Source organism: Acetobacter sp. UBA5411, assembly GCF_002409645.1.
In the GTDB taxonomy this organism is placed as follows: Bacteria; Pseudomonadota; Alphaproteobacteria; order Acetobacterales; family Acetobacteraceae; genus Acetobacter.
In genome coordinates this window covers 1-17,690 of record NZ_DHNR01000028.1, presented here as the reverse complement: position 1 = coordinate 17,690, position 17,690 = coordinate 1, and the positions used below count along the sequence as shown (strand labels likewise).

General features: G+C 53.3%; 18 protein-coding genes. 16 read left to right on the top strand and 2 right to left on the bottom strand.

The annotated features are described in order from the left end of the window. The first annotated feature begins 48 nt into the window (after positions 1-48). From proS to B3759_RS08685, 3 genes are read left to right on the top strand one after another with little or no spacing between them, the layout of a single operon-like run. Complete coding sequence (gene proS / locus B3759_RS08695) at positions 49-1,365, top strand: proline--tRNA ligase (protein WP_291365565.1); 1,317 nt, start codon at positions 49-51, stop codon at positions 1,363-1,365. Continuing rightward, entirely contained in the window at positions 1,365-2,618 is a 1,254-nt protein-coding gene (locus B3759_RS08690) for a lipoprotein-releasing ABC transporter permease subunit (protein WP_291365564.1), read from the top strand. The genes proS and B3759_RS08690 overlap by 1 nt, the downstream gene beginning before the upstream one ends. After that, a complete protein-coding gene (locus B3759_RS08685) occupies positions 2,611-3,291 on the top strand; it encodes an ABC transporter ATP-binding protein (protein ID WP_291365563.1) in 681 nt (226 codons plus the stop codon). Before B3759_RS08690 ends, B3759_RS08685 begins: the two co-directional genes overlap by 8 nt. A gap of 91 nt (positions 3,292-3,382) precedes the next feature. Here B3759_RS08685 and fliP read toward each other — a convergent pair whose 3' ends face one another. Beyond that, on the bottom strand, positions 3,383-4,177 hold the full coding sequence (gene fliP, locus B3759_RS08680) for a flagellar type III secretion system pore protein FliP (RefSeq protein WP_291365562.1): 795 nt from the start codon (positions 4,175-4,177) through the stop codon (positions 3,383-3,385). Next, a complete protein-coding gene (locus B3759_RS08675) occupies positions 4,174-4,455 on the bottom strand; it encodes a flagellar biosynthetic protein FliO (RefSeq protein ID WP_291365561.1) in 282 nt (93 codons plus the stop codon). The genes fliP and B3759_RS08675 overlap by 4 nt, the downstream gene beginning before the upstream one ends. Before the next feature lie 207 nt (positions 4,456-4,662). Here B3759_RS08675 and B3759_RS08670 point away from each other — a divergent pair, with 207 nt between their 5' ends. The 13 genes from B3759_RS08670 (at position 4,663) to B3759_RS08610 (ending at position 17,633) form a co-directional block, all read left to right on the top strand. Further along, on the top strand, positions 4,663-5,058 hold the full coding sequence (locus B3759_RS08670; RefSeq protein ID WP_291365560.1) for a flagellar basal body rod protein FlgB: 396 nt from the start codon (positions 4,663-4,665) through the stop codon (positions 5,056-5,058). Positions 5,059-5,111: 53 nt separating this feature from the next. Beyond that, complete coding sequence (flgC, locus tag B3759_RS08665; protein WP_408736473.1) at positions 5,112-5,480, top strand: flagellar basal body rod protein FlgC; 369 nt, start codon at positions 5,112-5,114, stop codon at positions 5,478-5,480. Next, on the top strand, positions 5,477-5,818 hold the full coding sequence (locus B3759_RS08660) for a flagellar hook-basal body complex protein FliE (RefSeq protein ID WP_291365559.1): 342 nt from the start codon (positions 5,477-5,479) through the stop codon (positions 5,816-5,818). The genes flgC and B3759_RS08660 overlap by 4 nt, the downstream gene beginning before the upstream one ends. 22 nt (positions 5,819-5,840) lie before the next feature. Then, positions 5,841-6,113: a flagellar biosynthetic protein FliQ gene (locus B3759_RS08655; RefSeq protein ID WP_010668844.1), complete on the top strand. Its 273-nt coding sequence runs from the start codon at positions 5,841-5,843 to the stop codon at positions 6,111-6,113. Then, the gene (locus tag B3759_RS08650; RefSeq protein WP_291365558.1) at positions 6,110-6,913 is read left to right on the top strand and encodes a flagellar biosynthetic protein FliR; all 804 of its coding nucleotides are present in this window, start codon (positions 6,110-6,112) and stop codon (positions 6,911-6,913) included. The genes B3759_RS08655 and B3759_RS08650 overlap by 4 nt, the downstream gene beginning before the upstream one ends. Before the next feature lie 34 nt (positions 6,914-6,947). Continuing rightward, on the top strand, positions 6,948-8,033 hold the full coding sequence (locus B3759_RS08645; RefSeq protein WP_291365557.1) for an EscU/YscU/HrcU family type III secretion system export apparatus switch protein: 1,086 nt from the start codon (positions 6,948-6,950) through the stop codon (positions 8,031-8,033). A 108-nt stretch (positions 8,034-8,141) separates the two neighbouring features. Further along, on the top strand, positions 8,142-9,374 hold the full coding sequence (locus tag B3759_RS08640; RefSeq protein ID WP_291365556.1) for a TIGR03862 family flavoprotein: 1,233 nt from the start codon (positions 8,142-8,144) through the stop codon (positions 9,372-9,374). Positions 9,375-9,402: 28 nt separating this feature from the next. Then, a complete protein-coding gene (locus B3759_RS08635; protein ID WP_291365652.1) occupies positions 9,403-10,875 on the top strand; it encodes an ATP-binding protein in 1,473 nt (490 codons plus the stop codon). Positions 10,876-11,053: 178 nt separating this feature from the next. Beyond that, positions 11,054-12,226 (top strand): HlyD family secretion protein, encoded by a 1,173-nt coding sequence (locus tag B3759_RS08630; protein ID WP_291365555.1) that lies wholly within the window; start codon positions 11,054-11,056, stop codon positions 12,224-12,226. Further along, positions 12,223-13,806, top strand: a complete 1,584-nt coding sequence (locus B3759_RS08625) for a DHA2 family efflux MFS transporter permease subunit (protein WP_291365554.1) — start codon at positions 12,223-12,225, stop codon at positions 13,804-13,806. Before B3759_RS08630 ends, B3759_RS08625 begins: the two co-directional genes overlap by 4 nt. A 95-nt stretch (positions 13,807-13,901) precedes the next feature. Then, the gene (locus B3759_RS08620) at positions 13,902-14,633 is read left to right on the top strand and encodes a JAB domain-containing protein (RefSeq protein WP_291365553.1); all 732 of its coding nucleotides are present in this window, start codon (positions 13,902-13,904) and stop codon (positions 14,631-14,633) included. A gap of 491 nt (positions 14,634-15,124) precedes the next feature. Next, positions 15,125-16,132: a glycosyltransferase family 2 protein gene (locus tag B3759_RS08615; protein ID WP_291365552.1), complete on the top strand. Its 1,008-nt coding sequence runs from the start codon at positions 15,125-15,127 to the stop codon at positions 16,130-16,132. A 31-nt stretch (positions 16,133-16,163) separates the two neighbouring features. After that, the gene (locus B3759_RS08610) at positions 16,164-17,633 is read left to right on the top strand and encodes a flippase (RefSeq protein ID WP_291365551.1); all 1,470 of its coding nucleotides are present in this window, start codon (positions 16,164-16,166) and stop codon (positions 17,631-17,633) included. Positions 17,634-17,690 lie beyond the last annotated feature (57 nt).

The window sequence follows — 17,690 nt, the reverse complement described above, 5'->3', positions numbered from 1 at the left end:
ACGACCGCTTCCGGTCAACAGTCTGTCCTGCAGGAACGAAAGCCCACCATGCGCCTGTCTCGCAGTTTTCTGCCTACCCTCAAGGAAACCCCGTCCGACGCCCAGATCGCGTCGCACCGGCTTATGCTCCGCGCCGGTCTCGTCCGGCAGACGGCTTCGGGCATTTACACCTGGCTTCCGGCTGGCCTGAAAGTTCTGCGGAACATCGCGAACATCGTGCGCGAGGAACAGGACCGTGTTGGCGCGCAGGAAGTGCTGATGGCGACCATCCAGTCCGCCGAGCTGTGGAAGCGCTCCGGTCGTTATGACGCTTACGGCCCCGAGATGCTGCGGATCAAGGATCGCCACGAGCGCGAACTGCTCTATGGACCGACCAACGAGGAAGTCATCACCGACGTCGTCGGGCAGGAGCTGAAATCCTACAAGGAGCTTCCGCAGATCCTTTATCAGATCCAGTGGAAATTCCGTGACGAGATCCGTCCGCGTTTCGGGGTGATGCGTGGTCGTGAATTCTATATGAAGGACGGCTACGGTTTCGATATCGACTACAAGAGTGCTGTCGATACCTACCGCAAGATGATGCTGTCCTACCTTCGCACCTTCCAGCGTCTCGGTGTCCGCGCCGTGCCGATGGTGGCCGACACTGGCCCGATCGGCGGCGACCTGAGCCACGAGTTTTTGATTCTCGCACCGACCGGCGAGAGTGGCGTGTTCTATGACGGCGCTCTCGACACGCTCGACTGGCTCGCCGATCCGGTGGATGTGGATAAGTCCGAAGACCTCGAAAAATTCTTCAAGAACGTCTCCTCCTACTACGCTGCCACGGACGAGAAGCACGACGAGAAGGCATGGGAGTCCGTGCCTGCCGAGCGTCGTCGTGAAGGGCGCGGCATCGAGGTTGCGCACATCTTCTATTTCGGCACGAAATACACCAAGTCGATGGACATCACCGTCGCCGGTCCGGATGGCACGCCTGTCCACCCGGAAATGGGGTCCTACGGTATCGGTGTGTCGCGTTTGGTCGGCGCGATCATCGAGGCCAGTCATGACGATGCCGGTATCATCTGGCCGGACAATGTCGCGCCGTTCAAGGCCGCGATCCTGAACCTGAAGGTCGGTGACGAGACCTGCGATACGCTGTGTGAGGCGCTTTACAATAAGGCCCCCGAGCAGTTCCTCTACGATGACCGTTCCGACCGCGCTGGCGCCAAGTTCGCCGATGCCGACCTGATGGGCCATCCGTGGCAGATCATCGTCGGTCCGCGTGGAGCGAAGGAAGGCAAGGTCGAACTGAAGCGCCGGGCCACGGGTGAGCGTTTCGAACTGACTGTGGACGAAGCTCTGGCGAAAGTCCTGAGCGCCTGATGTTCGGCTCCTTCGAGCGCGCCGTTGCGGGGCGGTATCTGCGGGCGAGAAAGGGCGAGCGCTTTGTCTCGGTAATCGCCATCTTCTCGCTGGTGGGCATCTCACTTGGCGTTGCGACTCTTATCATCGTCATGGCGGTGATGAACGGGTTCCGCTCCGACCTGATGGGACGCATTCTCGGCCTGAATGGCGATCTTTCGCTCTACAGCGCCAGCGTCACGCGCTCGATCACGGATTATGATTCCATCGCGGGCGAGGTCCGGAAAGTTCCGGGCGTCGTTAGCGCGACGCCGCTGCTGGAGGGGCAGGCGCTCCTCAGTGTCGGCAACTACAGTTCCGGCGGCGTCGTGCATGGCATGACGAAGCAGGGGCTGATGGACCTGAAGGAAGTCAGTTCCTCGATTATCGCTGGTTCGCTCGACAATTTTCAGGGCGATGATGCGATTGCCGTGGGTGTCACGCTGGCGGATCGGGCCGGTCTGATGATCGGTTCAAAGATCACGCTGGTCTCGCCCAACGGGGCTGCCACTGCGTTCGGCACGGTGCCGCGTGTGCGTGCCTACAAGGTTGTGGCGATCTTCGATGCTGGCGTGAACGATTACAACGCAGGCTATGTTTTCCTCCCGCTTGAAGCGGCGCAAGTCTATTTCCAGCAGCCGCATGCCGTGACCCAGATTCAGGTCATGACGACCGACGCTGAAAACGTGCAGCCGATCACGCGAGCCATTACGCAGACACTGGATGATCCGCGTATCCGCGTGCTCGACTGGACGAAGAGCAATAACGCCTTCTTCGGTGCGGTGCAGGTCGAGCAGAACGTCATGTTCCTGATCCTGACACTGATTATTCTGGTGGCTGCTTTCAACGTGATTTCGTCTCTTATCATGATGGTGAAGGACAAGACAGCCGATATCGCGGTCCTGCGTACGCTCGGCGCGACCCGTGGTGCGATCATGCGGATTTTCCTGATGTGCGGCGCATCCGTGGGTGTGACCGGCACGGTGCTCGGGACCGTTCTGGGTGTGGTGTTCTGCGAAAACATCGAGCGCATCCGCCAGTTGTTGCAGAAAATCACAGGCACCAACCTGTTCAATCCGGAGGTCTATTACCTCGAACACCTGCCGGCGAAACTGGTCTGGGGACAGGTGATCGAGATCATCGTCATGGCGCTTGGATTGTCTTTGCTGGCGACGCTCTATCCATCGTGGCGGGCGGCGAAGACCGATCCGGTGGAGGCGCTGCGTCATGGGTGAGACCGTTCTGGCCCTGCGTGACATCACGCGCTCCTATGTCAGCGGCGACGAGACATTGCATGTCCTGCGTGGCGTGAATTTTGAACTGCGAGCCGGTGAGACGGTGGCCTTGGTTGCGCCATCCGGCACAGGCAAGTCTACGCTGCTGCATATAGCGGGACTGCTTGATCATCCGGATGGTGGCGTGATTGAGATCGCCGGGCGTGACGCCGGGCGTCTGCCGGACAAGGATCGAACGGCCATCCGCTGTTCGGAAATCGGCTTTGTCTACCAGTTTCACCACCTGCTGGCCGAATTTACGGCGCGGGAAAATGTTGCCTTGCCGCAGATGATTGCGGGAACGTCACCGTCGGTTTCACGACGTCGGGCGGAGGAACTTCTGGGAGTGTTCGGGCTCGGTCACCGCTTGAATCACCTGCCGGGCAAGCTATCCGGTGGTGAACAGCAGCGTGTCGCCATTGCGCGCGCGCTGGCCAACGCTCCATCGGTTTTGCTGGCGGATGAACCGACCGGGAACCTCGATGTTTCCACGGCCGATATCGTGTTCGATGAGTTGCTACGTGTGGTGCGTGGTTCTGCCGTCGGCGCGCTGATTGCTACCCATAACGAAGAACTCGCTGCGCGCATGGACCGGGTTGTGACCCTGCGGGATGGGATTCTGGTTGAAGGATAACGGGCAGGGTTATCCTTCGTATTTCTGAGAACTGAGTATGTTGCAGAGTTATCCGCAACATGCAGCGTCTTGGTGAAAGCCGGTCAGCTCATCACCCACCGAAACTTCTTACCAGACTGCCAGCCGTTAGTTGCCAGCCATCAACCATCACGAAGAAGATGAGTTTGAACGGGAGTGAAATGGTTGTCGGTGGCAGCATCATCATGCCCAGACTCATGAGAACGGTTGAGACGACCAGATCAATCACGAGAAATGGCAGATAGAGCAGAAACCCCATTTCAAAGCCTCTGCGCAGTTCTCCCACCATGAAGGCAGGCATCAGGATGCGCCATGGGGTGTCGGCAGCAGTTTTCGGTGGCTCCACGTGAGCGAGACCTGAAAATGTAGCCAGATCAGTGGGGCGGGTGTTGTGCAGCATGAAGGTCCGGAAGGGTTCAGCTGTCGCCTTGATGCCATCCATTTCACTGATGGTTCCGTTGACGAGAGGCGAAATACCATCGTTCCATGACTGCTCGAACACGGGCTGCATGACAAAAAAAGTGAGAAAAAGAGCCAGCCCGATCAAAACCGTATTGGGCGGTGTGCCCTGCGCTCCTATTGCGCCTCGCAACAGCGACAGAACAATGATGATTCGCGTAAAGGCAGTCACCATCACCAGCAGGCTGGGTGCCAGAGAGATGACAGTGATCAGGGCGGAAAGCTGAACGAGACGCCCAGTTGTGCCGGGTCCGGCTTTCTGGCCCAGATCAAGGCTGATGGCCTGAGCATGGGCTGCGCTGGGCCAGAACGCCAGAAGCAGACCACTCAGCAGAGCAACGCCAGCAAGAGAAAGAAACGCCAGAAGGGTATTGCTGCGGGTAAGCGAGCGGCGGTGAACTCCCATCATGCTTTGTTCTCTTCCATGCTGGCCAATGGGTAGGTTCCGCTGACGACGAGGTCATTGGGGCCGCCTGTCAGAAGAAGAAAACGTTGCCCTTCCCATGTGACCACGCTCAGCCGTCTTCTTGTGTCCAGAACCAGTGAGGCCTCCATGGAGAGAGTCCCCGAACTGCGACGGTTTCCACTAAAGCGTGCTGCAATCTTCCAGCCATTTCGGCTGAGCAGAATCATGGCGAGCACGGCAATGAGAGCCAGCATCACAGAGAGTGTATCGTAGAATCCCATATAGATAACGTTCCGTAGTCCTGGTTCCGGAAGTGTCTGATTTGGGCCCTAAAGGTGAATCATTCCTTTACAGAAGGTCATTTTCTTTCTGTGTAAACGAATGGTCCATTTAGGTGGGATATTAACGATATTGCAGTTTTTCTGTCCGATAGATGCGGAAGTTTCTAATGCTGCAACGTCCCACCCACATGATACAGGAATTTGTGCATGTTTGATGCTTCACGTCCCGCTGCGGGTGGGGGGGATCTCTTTGGTCTCGCCCAGAGACGTCTGGACTGGCTGGATAATCGTGAGCAGGTGCTGGCATCCAATATCGCGAATGCAGATACGCCGAACTATGCCGCAAAAGACATGGCGCCTTTTGAAAGTATGCTGTCACAGTTCGGTGGTGAGCTTGCCACGACTTCAGAGCGGCATATTGCTGGCAAAAGAAATGTAAACCAGAAGTCGAATGAAGCTTCCAGCACGCAGTCACTTGATGGAAATCGAGTCTCTCTTGAGACTCAGATACAGCTTGTTGCTGAAACGTCGGACCAGCAGAGGCTCGCGACCAATGTCTATTCAAGTTATCGGAGCATGCTCAATTCCGTTCTGGGTAAATAAGGAGAGATTGGCGAGTGGATATTAATTCGACATTATCTATCTCTGCAGCGGGAATGGAGGCGCAGTCAGAAAGATTGCGTGTGGTGGCAGAGAATATTGCCAACAAGGACACTGTCGGTTCCACGCCGGGGGCTGATCCTTACCGCAGAAAAACCATTTCATTTGAAAACGTTCTTGATAAGAATACTGGGGTTTCAAAGGTAAAAACAAAAAAGGTCGGGCATGATATGTCCGATTTTGAAATGCGCTATGATCCGACAAATCCAGCTGCCGATACAAGGGGTTATGTCAAAATGCCCAACGTTAACACCATGGTTGAGGTTGTTGACTCGCATGAAGCCCAGAGATCTTACGAAGCAAATCTGAATACGTTTCAGACAACCCGCACAATGGTCACTCGAACAATAGATCTTCTGAAATGATAATATCTTCGACAGCAAATAACTCTACTGCTGCTGCAGCCTATGCCAAAACCCAATCATCTCTGGAAACAGGGCTGCCAGCCGATGATGCTGATGGTCTTGTATCCGGCGCATCGAATGGACAGAATTTTGGCGATGTTCTGGAAACGGCAATAGAAGGGGCTGTTTCCAGCAACAAGGAAGCTGAACTGAAGGCCGCTTCGGGGCTGACGGGACACGGCAATCTGACCGATATTGTCACCTCGGTATCGCAGGCTCAAATGGTACTGCAAACCGCCTCTGTTGTGCGTGATAAAGTTATTCAATCCTATCAGGATATCATGCGCATGACGATTTAAATATTTAACAGGATTTTATTAAATGAATTCAGTCGATGTAGCCTCCGTATTGCGAGAAACACTTTTTGTTGCTGTAAAAGTTGGTGCCCCTGCGTTGCTGGCTTCCATGGCGGCGGGACTGCTTGTGTCTATTTTTCAGGCAGTAACGCAGATCAATGAATCAACATTGGCGTTCCTGCCAAAATTTCTGGCCTCCATGGCGGCATTGTTGGTGGGAGGGCCTTTTATGTATGGAACTCTCGTTACTTACACACGGCATGTTTTTGATCAGTTGATTGTTGCAGGGGCGTCTTGAACCCTGATCTGGATCAGTTTATTGCGACCCTGCCTACGCAGGCCGTGATTTTTATTGCCATTCTTGCGCGAGTGGCTGCGATGTTTGTCGCTTTTCCGGCATTCATGTTTCAGTCCACACCGATGACAGTCAGAGCCGCAATGGCGATCGGGGTCAGTCTTCTTCTGTTTCCGCTTGTGCAGCCGCAATTTGCTTCCGCTATCTCGGATGACGTTATGGTGCCGGCACGGCTTCTCGCGTTGCTTTGTTCCGATTTCCTCAGTGGAGCTTTGATCGGATGGCTCGCGCAACTGATGATGCTGTCTTTTCCAATCTCCATTCAGATCATGTCAACATTCATTGGTATATCGAACGTATTGCAGCCAGATCCGGAATTGGGTGCCCAAAGCACGCCGCTCAGTCATCTGGCGCAGTTGTCGATCACACTGATTGTTTTTTCTTCCAGTCTCTATGTTTTTCCATTGAATGCGCTCGTGGGAAGTTATCAGATCTTTCCGCCCGGACATTTTCCATTTCTTGGCGATGCTGCCAAATCTGTTGCAAAAGCAACAGAGTATTCCTTTTTTCTGGCGTTCCAGCTGGCAATGCCCGTTGTTCTGATCGGCACAATCTGGCCGATCATGCTGGGTCTTCTGAGTCGTTTCTCACCGGGCCTACAGGTTTACAATCTTGCAATGCCCGCCCAGTTGCTGGGAGGCATATTTCTGCTGGCCTTGCTGCTCAAGGGCATGCTGTCGGTCTGGACGCATGCGGCATCTGCTGGTCTGGTCCAGTTGCCTGGATACGGATTGGTCCATTGAATACAGAATTTTTTTCATGTCGGATTTAACGTAAATGGCAGAATCCGGTAATGGAGATAATACAGAAGCCCCAACAGGCAGAAAACTAGAGAAAGCCCGCGAGCAGGGTAATATTGCCCAGTCGAGAGAGCTGCATATTTTTTCTGGTCTGGGGTTGGCAACCATCGCTCTGGTCATGGTCGTTCCTGTCAGTGCGAGAAGTTTCATCTCTCAGATGGCTGGTCTCTGTGACCATGTTGATGAAATCCATCTCAATCCTGCAACGGTAGCCTTTCTTCTGGAAATGAGCTGCAAGATGCTGATGATGCTGGCCTTTCCTGTCATCGTTGCGGCTGTGGCAGGTGGAATTGCAACAGCCGCGATGCAGTCAGGTTTTCTGTTTCGTCCGGAAGCCCTGATACCCGATATTACAAGATTGAATCCCCTAAAAGGGATCAAGAAGATGTTCGGCATTACAAGTCTCATTGAGGCTTTGAAATCCATTCTAAAAGTCGTGGTCTTTTCTCTTATTCTCTACGGCGTGGTGAAGGATGTTCTTGTTCTGGCGCCGAGAACAATGTTCTGGTCCGCTGAAACCTTTTCAGCTCAGATAAGCAAGATTACGCTCAGAGTCCTGATTTCTGTTCTTGTTGTTCAGGTGGCGATCATCGTTCTCGATGAAGGATGGACACGCTACAAAAGACTTCAGGATCTGAAGATGAGCCGACAGGACATCAAGGATGAGATGAAGGATTCCGAAGGCGATCCTCATGTCAAAGGACGTCAGAAACAGTTGCGTATGCAGCGCAACCGGAAGCTGATCAGGAAAGCGGTACAGTCAGCAACAGTGGTTGTCACGAACCCGACCCATTACGCCGTCGCCTTGTCCTACGAAGTCGGCACGAGTGGCGCGCCAAAGATCGTGGCGAAAGGCGCTGATGAACTGGCCGGACGGATCAGAGAGTTTGCTTACGAAGCGAAGGTGCCGGTTGTTTCAAATCCGCCTCTGGCTCGTTCCTTGTATAAGCTTCCGGAAGATACCGAAATTCCATACGAATATTTTCAGGCAGTCGCAGCTATCATTGCGTATGTGTGGCGTCTGAAACAGCCAGCCGGGACACAACGGACGCCGGTGACATAATAGCGTTCCCTTCAACCTGCATTGGTCTGAGCATCCAGCCTCTATCCTTGTCCGATGATTTGCGGATAGGAAGCCTCAAGACGCTGACGAGCAGGGGAGCCCATCACCATGACAGAGCAAAGCAGACCACAGGTGCTGGTGATCGGTGGTGGTCCTGCCGGATTGGCAGCTGCGGAAACCCTGACGGAGGGCCGTTGCGAGGTGACTCTCGTGGATCATATGCCAAGCTTCGGTCGTAAATTGTTGATGGCTGGCCGGAGTGGCCTCAATCTGACGAATGCGGAACAGGAAAGCGCTTTTTTGAAACGGTATGGCGCAGCTGAGGATTGGCTGACCCCCGCTCTGTCCGCTTTCTCTCCCGCCATGATGACAGCGTGGGCGGAGGATTTGGGGCAGCCTTGCTTCACGGGTAGTTCCGGCCGCATGTTTCCGAAAACGATGAAAGCCTCACCGTTGCTGCGCGCCTGGCTGAACAGACTGGCTGATCGTGGCGTGCGTTTTCGGGCCGGAATGCGATGGCAGGGCTGGAACAGCGACGGCGATATCGTTCTGATGTCTCGGGACGGTCGCGAGGAAATCCTGACGCCAGACGCTACAGTGCTGGCTTTGGGCGGTGGCAGCTGGACACGACTGGGTTCCGATGGAGGTTGGGTGTCGCTCCTGTCTGCTGCTGGCGTTCCCGTCGCAGCATTGCGCCCGGCTAACTGCGGCTTTCATGTTGAATGGTCGGAGGGATTCAAGGAAAGATTTTCCGGCGTTCCTCTGAAACGGATAGCCCTGTCCTTCGCCGGGGAAACATGCCGGGGAGAAGCTGTGATCACCGATAAAGGGCTTGAAGGCGGCGCGGTCTACACCTTGTCGGCACGCCTGCGTGATGCTCTGGAGCGTGATGGCAAGGCTGAAGTCATGCTCGACCTGCGACCCGATTTTGATGTGGCTCAGATGACGGAAAGACTGAAACGGTCCCGCGCACGCGAAAGCCTTTCCAATCGCCTGCGTAAAGCTCTGCAATTGCCCTCTGTCGCAGTGGGTCTTCTCCGCGAAACTGGGGAAATTCCGACAGATCCTGAACGACTGGCACAGCGTCTGAAAGCCATTCCAATAAAGTTGACGGCCACTGAGCCTCTGGAGCGCGCTATTTCTTCTGCGGGCGGCATCTGTCGGGACGGCGTGGACCGACGCTTCATGCTGAAAGCGCTGCCGGGTGTTTTTGCCTGTGGGGAAATGCTCGACTGGGAAGCGCCTACGGGGGGCTATCTGTTGCAGGCAGTCATGGCGACGGGACGGGCAGCGGGGCAGGGCGTTCTGGCGTGGCTTGCCGAGCGGGAAGCGGTTGCCTGAACAGGAGTCGGGCCTGTATCGGGGCGGCATGACCAGCACCATCGAATTGGGCGAGATTGTCGGCGGCGGTCCGGCAATGATGAATCTCGCTGAACTGCTTGCAACCCGCCTGCTTGTGCAGGGCAATTCGGGCTCTGGAAAATCGCACCTGCTGCGGCGTCTGCTGGAGCAGACAGGCAATCTCGTGCAACAGGCGATCATCGATCCGGAAGGTGATTTCGTCAGTCTGGCCGAGGCGTACAGCCATCTCGTGATCGATGCAGCTGAGCATACGGAAATGGCTTTACAGGCCGCGGGAGAGCGGATGCGGGTGCATCGGGCTTCCGTGGTCCTCAATCTGGAAGGGCTGGACGCCGATCTTCAGATGAAGCGGGCCGCGGCCTTTCTTGGCGGCATGTTCGATGTGCCCCGGTCACACTGGTATCCCGTGCTGGTCGTGGTGGATGAGGCCCAGCTTTTCGCACCGGCGGCGGCGGGTGAGGTCTCGGACGAAGCCAGACGGGCCTCACTGGGGGCCATGACCAATCTGATGTGTCGTGGGCGTAAACGCGGACTGGCTGGAGTGATCGCCACGCAGCGTCTGGCGAAACTCGCCAAGAACGTCGCTGCTGAAGCGTCCAATTTTCTGATGGGCCGCACGTTTCTCGACATCGACATGGCGCGCGCCGCCGATCTGCTCGGCATGGAGCGGCGACAGGCGGAGGCGTTCCGTGATCTTCAGCGTGGCACATTCGTGGCGCTCGGTCCGGCTTTGTGTCGTCGTCCAGTTACTATCCGGATCGGGAATATTGAAACGGAAAGCCGCTCCGCCGGTCCCGTGCTGGAGCCGTTCAGGCCGCCGACCGAACAGGTCGCCGATCTGATTCTCGCGCCGCTCCCGGAAGCCGAAGTGATGCTGCGTGCAAAGCGCCCTGTCGCACCGCCGCCGCCGGACCTGCTGACGCAGCTTGCCACGCACGGTGCGGCTCTGGCCGAAACAGATGCCTCAGACGATGAGGATTGTGTCGATCCCCGTGAGCGTCGCCAACAGATGGAAGCGGTGTTGCGGGATGTGCTGGCGGAAGACGATGGCGGGTTCCGTCCGCCCGCTTCGCTCTATCAGGACTTTCTGGTTCGGTGTCGTATCGCCGGATTCGGCCGTGACGCGATGGATATGAAGAGTTTCCGGCGCGCCCTTGCGTCCGCCCGGAGTGGTATCAGTGTTGAAGCCGCCGAGTCTGCCGAGTGGCAGGAAGCGGAAGCTGTTGCTTCCACGCTGCCCGAAGACATGCAGGGTGTGTTTCTCTATCTGGCGCGCGCTGCGTTGGAACAGGCGGTTTGTCCTTCCGATACGACAATCGCCAAGGTTTATGGGACGCACTCGACCGGGCGGGCGCGCCGTATTCTGGGATGGTTGGAAGAGCAGAATGTCATCGTGCTCAGGCTGGATGGAGCGGGCCGACGTCGTGCGGCGATTATCGGTCTGGGCTGGGAAACATTGCCGGGCGATCCCGGTCTATAAGGGCGCGACGGCGGCATTATTTCGTTAATTTCGAAGGCTTCTGGAGCAGTGGTGTCATGCTCCCGACTTGATGGGGCGACGCTGGCATGCGATGAAACTGACCGAACCGATCGGTCAGCGCACCATCAGCAGCGGCGCTGACCATTGAAAAGCCCGGTAGCAGGCGGACGGAGACGGCATGGCCGAGGGACAGCAGACACAGGACAGCACGCAGGGCGAAAAGAAGAAGCCGGAGAAAAAGCGGAATCCGCTTATCCGCGTCATTCTTATTCTCGTGCTCCTGCTGGTCATTGTGGGTGGCGCCATTTACTGGTTCCTGCATCGCTTCGAAATCGAGACGGATGACGCTTTTACGGCTGGACGCTCCATTACCATTGCGCCGCACGTCTCCGGTTATGTGACCGAACTGCTGGTGGACGATAACCAGTTCGTCCATGCTGGAGATCTGCTGGCCCGCATCGACAACCGCGACTGGCAGGCCGAACGCGACCGTGCTGTCGCCAGTGTTCAGCAGAGTCAGGCCAGCATGACCGCCCACGAGATGATGCTGGCTGTGGCGGAGAAAAACTTCCCCGGACGACTGACGGCGGCGCAGGCAGAGCTTTCTGCGGCAAAGGCGGAAGAGTTCAAGGCGCTGACTGATTATCGTCGTCAGCATTCGGTCGAGCATGCGGCGACAACGCAGCAGGATATTGATTATTCCAAAGCTGCGTTGGATCAGGCCAGAGCCCATGTGCAGCAGGCTCAGGCACAGGTTGTGATCGCGACGCCGGTCGAGCCGAATATTGGCAATGTGCGGGCGGCGGTTGCGGGAGACACAGCCGATCTGGCCAATGCAAAAGCGGCTCTGGTCAAGGCTGAGTTGAATCTGGGCTGGACAGAAATCCGTGCGCCTCATGACGGCTGGATTTCACAGCGTAATATCGAGCGCGGTAATTATGTGACGGCCGGACAGAGCCTCTTCTCAATTGTTGAGCCGGAAGTCTGGGTGATCGCGAATTACAAGGAAACGCAGATCACCAGCATGCGGCCGGGACAGTTGGTCGACATCTCTGTCGATGCCTATCCTTCCCATAATCTGCACGGTCATATCGACTCGCTGCAGAAGGGAACGGGTGCGACCTTCAGTGCTTTCCCACCTGAAAACGCGACCGGCAACTATGTGAAGATCGTGCAGCGTGTGCCCGTGAAGATCCGCATCGACAGCGGACTGAACCCGGATATCCCGCTGGCGCTGGGTCTTTCTGTCGTGCCGGTCGTGCATACGGATAGTGCTCCGGCGCGCAGTGCTGACGGGCATATCGTGAACCGTGATCCCGGTCATGAAGAGCTGGAGCAGGGCAACCCATGAGCGTGGCCTCCAGCGACGTCGAGAAAAAGGACGAGAACTGGAAGCCCAAATATAATCCGTGGCTCGTCGCTTTCGTGGTGACCATGGCGGCGTTCATGGAAATTCTCGACACGACCATTGTGAACGTGTCCCTGCCGCATATCGCCGGCAGTCTTTCCAGTACATATGACGATGCCACCTGGACGCTGACCTCCTATCTGGTGGCCAATGGCATTGTGCTGACCATTTCCGGCTGGCTTGGAAAGCTGTTCGGTCGCAAGCTCTACTTTATGGTCTGTATCGGGATGTTCACCGTGACATCCTTCCTGTGCGGCATCTCCACCAGTCTGGGCGAACTGATCCTCTTTCGTCTGTTGCAGGGTTTCTTCGGTGGTGGCCTTCAGCCCAACCAGCAGTCGATCATTCTTGATGTATTCCCACCAGAGAAGCGGGCGGCGGCTTTTGGACTGACGGCCATTGCCGCTGTGGTCGGGCCTGTGCTTGGCCCGACACTGGGCGGCTGGATTACTGACAATTTTTCATGGCGCTGGATTTTCTTCATCAATGTGCCGTTCGGTATCCTCACCACGATCGCCGTCGGGTTTCTGGTGGAAGATCCGCCTTGGGCAAAGAAGCGGCGTGAACCGTTCGATGTGATCGGCATCAGCCTGATTACCCTCGGTTTCGGCTGTCTTGAGGTTATGGTCGATCGTGGCGAGGATGATGACTGGTTCGGCTCGACCTTCATCTGCATCATGGCGGCGCTGGCTGCGATCGGCATCATCGGTGCTGTTATCTGGCTGCTGAAAACAAAACGTCCTGCTGTGGATCTGAATGTCTTCAGGGATCGCAACTTTGCTGTTGCGACGTTCCTGATGGGGGCAATGGGAGCCCTGCTTTATTCGTCTGCTATCGTTGTGCCGCAGTTCGCACAGCAGGTGATGGGTTATACCGCGACGCTGTCCGGGCTGGTGCTGTCGCCGGGCGGTATTGCCGTGATCATCCTGATTCCCATTGTGGGTAAACTGATGACGCTTATGCCGATACGCTCGGTAATCGCGCTTGGTTTTGCGTTGATGGGATGCGCCCTGTTCTGGTCAGCGCATCTCCTGCCTACCACTGATTTCAAGCACCTGGTGCTGTTTCGCATGAGCCAGACGGCCTGTCTGGCCTTTCTGTTTGTTCCGCTTTCCACCATTGCCTATGCGACCTTGCCTCGCTCCATGAATGCGGATGCTTCGGCGCTGTTTTCGATGGTGCGAAATTTTCTGGGATCGCTGAGTATTTCAGGTGCAACATCCCTGATCATTGAGCGTCGGCAGGCCCATCAGTCGGATATGGTTCACTGGATGACGCCATTCCATCAGCCCTACAATGACTATCTGGCGCGCGGACGACAGGTCGCTATCGATCATAATCACCAGCCGCAGGCGAATGCCTTTGCGACACACCACTTGTTTGCGGATTTTAGTCAGCAGGTCGCGATGCTGGCTTACAATGAAGCCTTCATGATTTTTGGAATCGTCGCTTTTTGCGTTGTTCCGTTCTGTTTTCTGCTTTCTAAATTGAAAAGCGGAGAGAAACCGACGGCTGTGCACTGATTCACATTTTTCTGCATGGGCTTCTGCTCTTGTAGGAATGCAAGCGGGGATGAGCTGACTTGGCATTCATGTCGTTCAGTGACATGAATCCGTCCATGTCCGGCTCTGCTCACAACTCTCATTCCGATGGCACTCTCCCGTTTGCAAGTACGGGACCTTATGGCCATCGTAAGAGAATGCGCGAGCGGGTGATTGCACGCGGAGCATCGGTTCTGGCGGATTATGAGCTTCTGGAAATGATGCTGTTTTTTGGCATCCCGCGTGGTGACACGAAACCGCAGGCGAAAGCGTTGATCAATCAGTTTGGTTCTTTCGCAGGTGTCCTCTCCACGCCAGTCGCGGCCTTAAAAGACGCCGGAATGAACAGCGACAGTATTGCGGCTCTCAGACTGTCCTCACTGGCCGCCCAGCGTCTGGGAGGAGCGGAGGCGAGGGAGCGTCCTCATCTGGGAAACTGGGAGGCCCTTCTCGGATATTTCGACACAGCTCTGGAAGGGGCTGTTCCGGGACAATTGCGTGTGCTTTTTCTCGATAATAAAAATCGCCTTCTGGCAGATGAGGCGGTCTGTGGAACCTCCAGTCAGGGTAGAGAGACACAACGGGAAGCTGCTGATATTCTCCGACGTGCTCTGGAGGTTCATGCGACAGCACTGATCCTGATTCGTCTCTGTGGTGAGGGCTCTGTGCCGGAAAAAGTCATTGGACTAGACGAACCTTTGGCACGTGAACTGATGAGAGCGGGTGGCTTTCTAGCGATCACCCTGCATGATGTGTTTGCACTACATGGTGGGAGTTGGGCCAGCCTGAAGCAGTTGAGGCGTCTGTAAGGCATTCACAGCATATCGATAGTTGGATACGAGGGGTTAGAAGCAAGGCATACTGATTTTAAGAGAGATATTGCTTCAGGCTTCATTCGTTGAAGCGGGTCGGGTCGGCGACTTCTAGCCTAAAGCATGAGTTGACCGTCGAGGCATGTCTTGTTCCGATGGAGCAAAGATTGCCATCCTGTCGTAGCGCTTACTCCGATCACTTGAACGTTGTTCCGCTCTCAACGGACTCAGAGAAAACTTCACTTGTGGTGTTACATAGCAGATCAGACAATATGCTTGGATTATGAGTGTCAGCCCCAGTCGGCAATCAGGGTGAATCAAAAGCGGAAGATTCTGAAACGACTCTGTTAGGCCAGATTATGCCCTGGCTGAATTATCAGGCTAGATAGAATAACAGGTCGTTATCTATCGATATTTTTTTGATTGGAATATATGTCGTGGCTTCTCATGTAGGTGAAACTGCGGTTGTATCGAGCGGGGGAGAGTCAATGCAGGTCTCGGTAGTCATGGCAACATATAACGGTGAGCGTTATATCTTGGAGCAACTTGATAGCCTTGCTCGTCAAACAGTCTACCCTGCAGAGCTTATCGTAAGCGATGATGGTTCTTCTGATCGAACGCTGGATATTGTTCGGGAGTTTGCTTCTACAGCACCTTTTCCTGTTCGAATTCTGACAAAAGACAAAAATCTTGGCTACGCTAATAATTTCCTATATGGCGCCACGCATTGCACGCACGAACTGATAGCATTCTGCGATCAAGATGATGTCTGGCTTCCAAATAAAATTAAAGTAGAAAGAGATAGAATTATTGCGGATGGGAGTGTTCTAGCTTTGCATGTGCATATGTTAACTGATGCAAACCTACATCCAATTGAAGAATTAAAGCAAGGGATTCAAGAGGATAAAGTCTGTGAGCCTCTAACATTAGACCCGAACAGAAATGCTTGGGGAAATACAATGATGTTTAGACGAGAAATTTTGACGAGTTTTTCCTACAAAAACCGCCCTTACAAACCACAATATCCAGATCGCCCACTTTCTCATGATAAATGGATTTATGCTCTTGCTTCAGGATTAGGTCGTATTTCTGAAATAAGGGAGCCACTGGCACTATATCGTCAACATGGAAAAAACATCTATGGTTTCAGTAAAAAAAATCTAGTTACCACGTTCTTGTATCGTGTCCACATTTCTATGTGGCGTTTTCGAGAAAAAATGGTGTATTTCAAAAAATTGTCAGAAATATTTTATGAAATTTCACAAGATTCATCTTCTCCATTTAAAGAAAATGCCGAACGATCTTATCTTTTTTATAAAAAAATGTCAGATAAAATAAGAGATAGGCTTGATATTTACTACAATAGATCATTTTTCAAGAGAGCTAAGGCTTGGAAAAAGTTGTATGGAGGGAGTTCTTTTTTAAAAAGTTCTCCAATAAAAGATTTAATCGTTGGAGTTTCAGGATTCCATTTCTTTCTTAAACAAACTGCATAGAGCTATTTTAAATCTTATTTTGGAGAATATAATGAGTAAAAGAAATTTATCTTCCGGTTTTATCTTCAATATTATTGGAGCTGTTGTCCCTATAATAATTTCGCTCGCAGTTGTCCCATTGTATATTCATGGAATAGGTCTCCCAAGATATGGGATCGTAACATTATGCTGGGTGTTCTTGGGATACTTTGAATTCCTTGACTTTGGTATGTCTCGTGCATCTTCAAATGCGCTAGCAAAGCTTCCGCCCGATGATACATTTACAAGGTCACGGGTACTTATGACAGCTATTTATACGAATCTTGCCCTTGGTATTATTGGTGGTATTGCGATGCTGCTTGTAGGACACGTGATTTTTTCGGATTTTATTAAAATACCAGATGATTTAAAATCTGAAGTAATTGCAGCTTATCCTTGGATGGCCGCCATGTTGCCTCTTGGTATGATTGGTAGTGTGCTGAAGGGAGCAATTGAGGCACATGAACGGTTTGCTTTATCAAATACATTGAATGTCCTTTCCAATGTTGGCGGGCAGGTCGTTCCATTGGCGAGTGCGTTTATTTGGAGTCCTTCTCTTTTAGTTGTTCTTCCTGCTCTGGTCGCTGTTCGCTTGTTTTATGTTGTAGCTAGTTTTTACCAGATTATGAAAATAGAGCGGCCACTTCATGTGATGGTTTTTGATCGTGTCTGGTTGCGTAAACTGTTTGGCTACGGTTCTTGGGTAAGCGTATCAAATTTGCTCAATCCCTTACTGGATACGACAAATCAGGTTGTTATTGGGTCCATTCTGGGATCTGGAGCTGTGGCCAATTACTCAGTTCCAATGAATTTAGCGATGCGGTCACAAATTGTTGCGACTGCTCTAGCGCGTACGCTTTTCCCTCGGATGTCTCGCGTATCGCGTGTTGAAGCTATGGAAATCACACAAAATACGGCCGGAACACTTGCTTACGGATTTGGTATTATTTCGGGGCCGGCAATTTTGTTTAGTAGTTCATTTTTACATTTATGGATCGGAGCACGTTTCGCCGCTGAATCAGCAACAGTTGCACAAATCCTGCTATTCGGGGCTTGGATTAATGGTGTCGCTTTCTTGCCATACAATTTTCTTCAGGCACAAGGGCGTCCAAATATTACTGCCAAGATCAGTCTTATCGAGATTTTGCCTTTTTTTGCAGTGCTATATCAACTTATTCAATGGATGGGTCTTGCGGGCGCAGCCCTTGCTTGGACTTTAAGGGTTAGTATTAATTGTATTGCTCTTTTTTTACTCAGTGGATGTATTGATCATAAGCAAAAGCGTCTGCTTCCGGTGATTGGTTTAATGCTGATATGCACTTTGGTATCAATTCTGGTGCCAATGACAATTATTCAGTCTCTTCTTGCGTCTCTATTGTCATTTTTAGCTTTTTCTGTTGCTGCTATAGTGTTTGATCCTTCATCTAAAAGAATTTTTATCCAAGTCTCAAAAAAAGTTTTTCGAAGCAAAAGATTTTCATGAAAATGGATACAGATGGAGGATAAAAGAACCGTTGGCTAGGCTCAGGACTCATAGCCA

Coding starts and splice junctions, on each gene's coding strand:
- proS (WP_291365565.1), top strand. CDS start 49: ATGCGCCTGTCTCGCAGTTTTCTGCCTACCCTCAAGGAAACCCCGTCC.
- B3759_RS08690 (WP_291365564.1), top strand. CDS start 1,365: ATGTTCGGCTCCTTCGAGCGCGCCGTTGCGGGGCGGTATCTGCGGGCG.
- B3759_RS08685 (WP_291365563.1), top strand. CDS start 2,611: ATGGGTGAGACCGTTCTGGCCCTGCGTGACATCACGCGCTCCTATGTC.
- fliP (WP_291365562.1), bottom strand. CDS start 4,177: ATGATGGGAGTTCACCGCCGCTCGCTTACCCGCAGCAATACCCTTCTG.
- B3759_RS08675 (WP_291365561.1), bottom strand. CDS start 4,455: ATGGGATTCTACGATACACTCTCTGTGATGCTGGCTCTCATTGCCGTG.
- B3759_RS08670 (WP_291365560.1), top strand. CDS start 4,663: ATGTTTGATGCTTCACGTCCCGCTGCGGGTGGGGGGGATCTCTTTGGT.
- flgC (WP_408736473.1), top strand. CDS start 5,112: ATGGAGGCGCAGTCAGAAAGATTGCGTGTGGTGGCAGAGAATATTGCC.
- B3759_RS08660 (WP_291365559.1), top strand. CDS start 5,477: ATGATAATATCTTCGACAGCAAATAACTCTACTGCTGCTGCAGCCTAT.
- B3759_RS08655 (WP_010668844.1), top strand. CDS start 5,841: ATGAATTCAGTCGATGTAGCCTCCGTATTGCGAGAAACACTTTTTGTT.
- B3759_RS08645 (WP_291365557.1), top strand. CDS start 6,948: ATGGCAGAATCCGGTAATGGAGATAATACAGAAGCCCCAACAGGCAGA.
- B3759_RS08640 (WP_291365556.1), top strand. CDS start 8,142: ATGACAGAGCAAAGCAGACCACAGGTGCTGGTGATCGGTGGTGGTCCT.
- B3759_RS08635 (WP_291365652.1), top strand. CDS start 9,403: ATGACCAGCACCATCGAATTGGGCGAGATTGTCGGCGGCGGTCCGGCA.
- B3759_RS08630 (WP_291365555.1), top strand. CDS start 11,054: ATGGCCGAGGGACAGCAGACACAGGACAGCACGCAGGGCGAAAAGAAG.
- B3759_RS08625 (WP_291365554.1), top strand. CDS start 12,223: ATGAGCGTGGCCTCCAGCGACGTCGAGAAAAAGGACGAGAACTGGAAG.
- B3759_RS08620 (WP_291365553.1), top strand. CDS start 13,902: ATGTCCGGCTCTGCTCACAACTCTCATTCCGATGGCACTCTCCCGTTT.
- B3759_RS08615 (WP_291365552.1), top strand. CDS start 15,125: ATGCAGGTCTCGGTAGTCATGGCAACATATAACGGTGAGCGTTATATC.
- B3759_RS08610 (WP_291365551.1), top strand. CDS start 16,164: ATGAGTAAAAGAAATTTATCTTCCGGTTTTATCTTCAATATTATTGGA.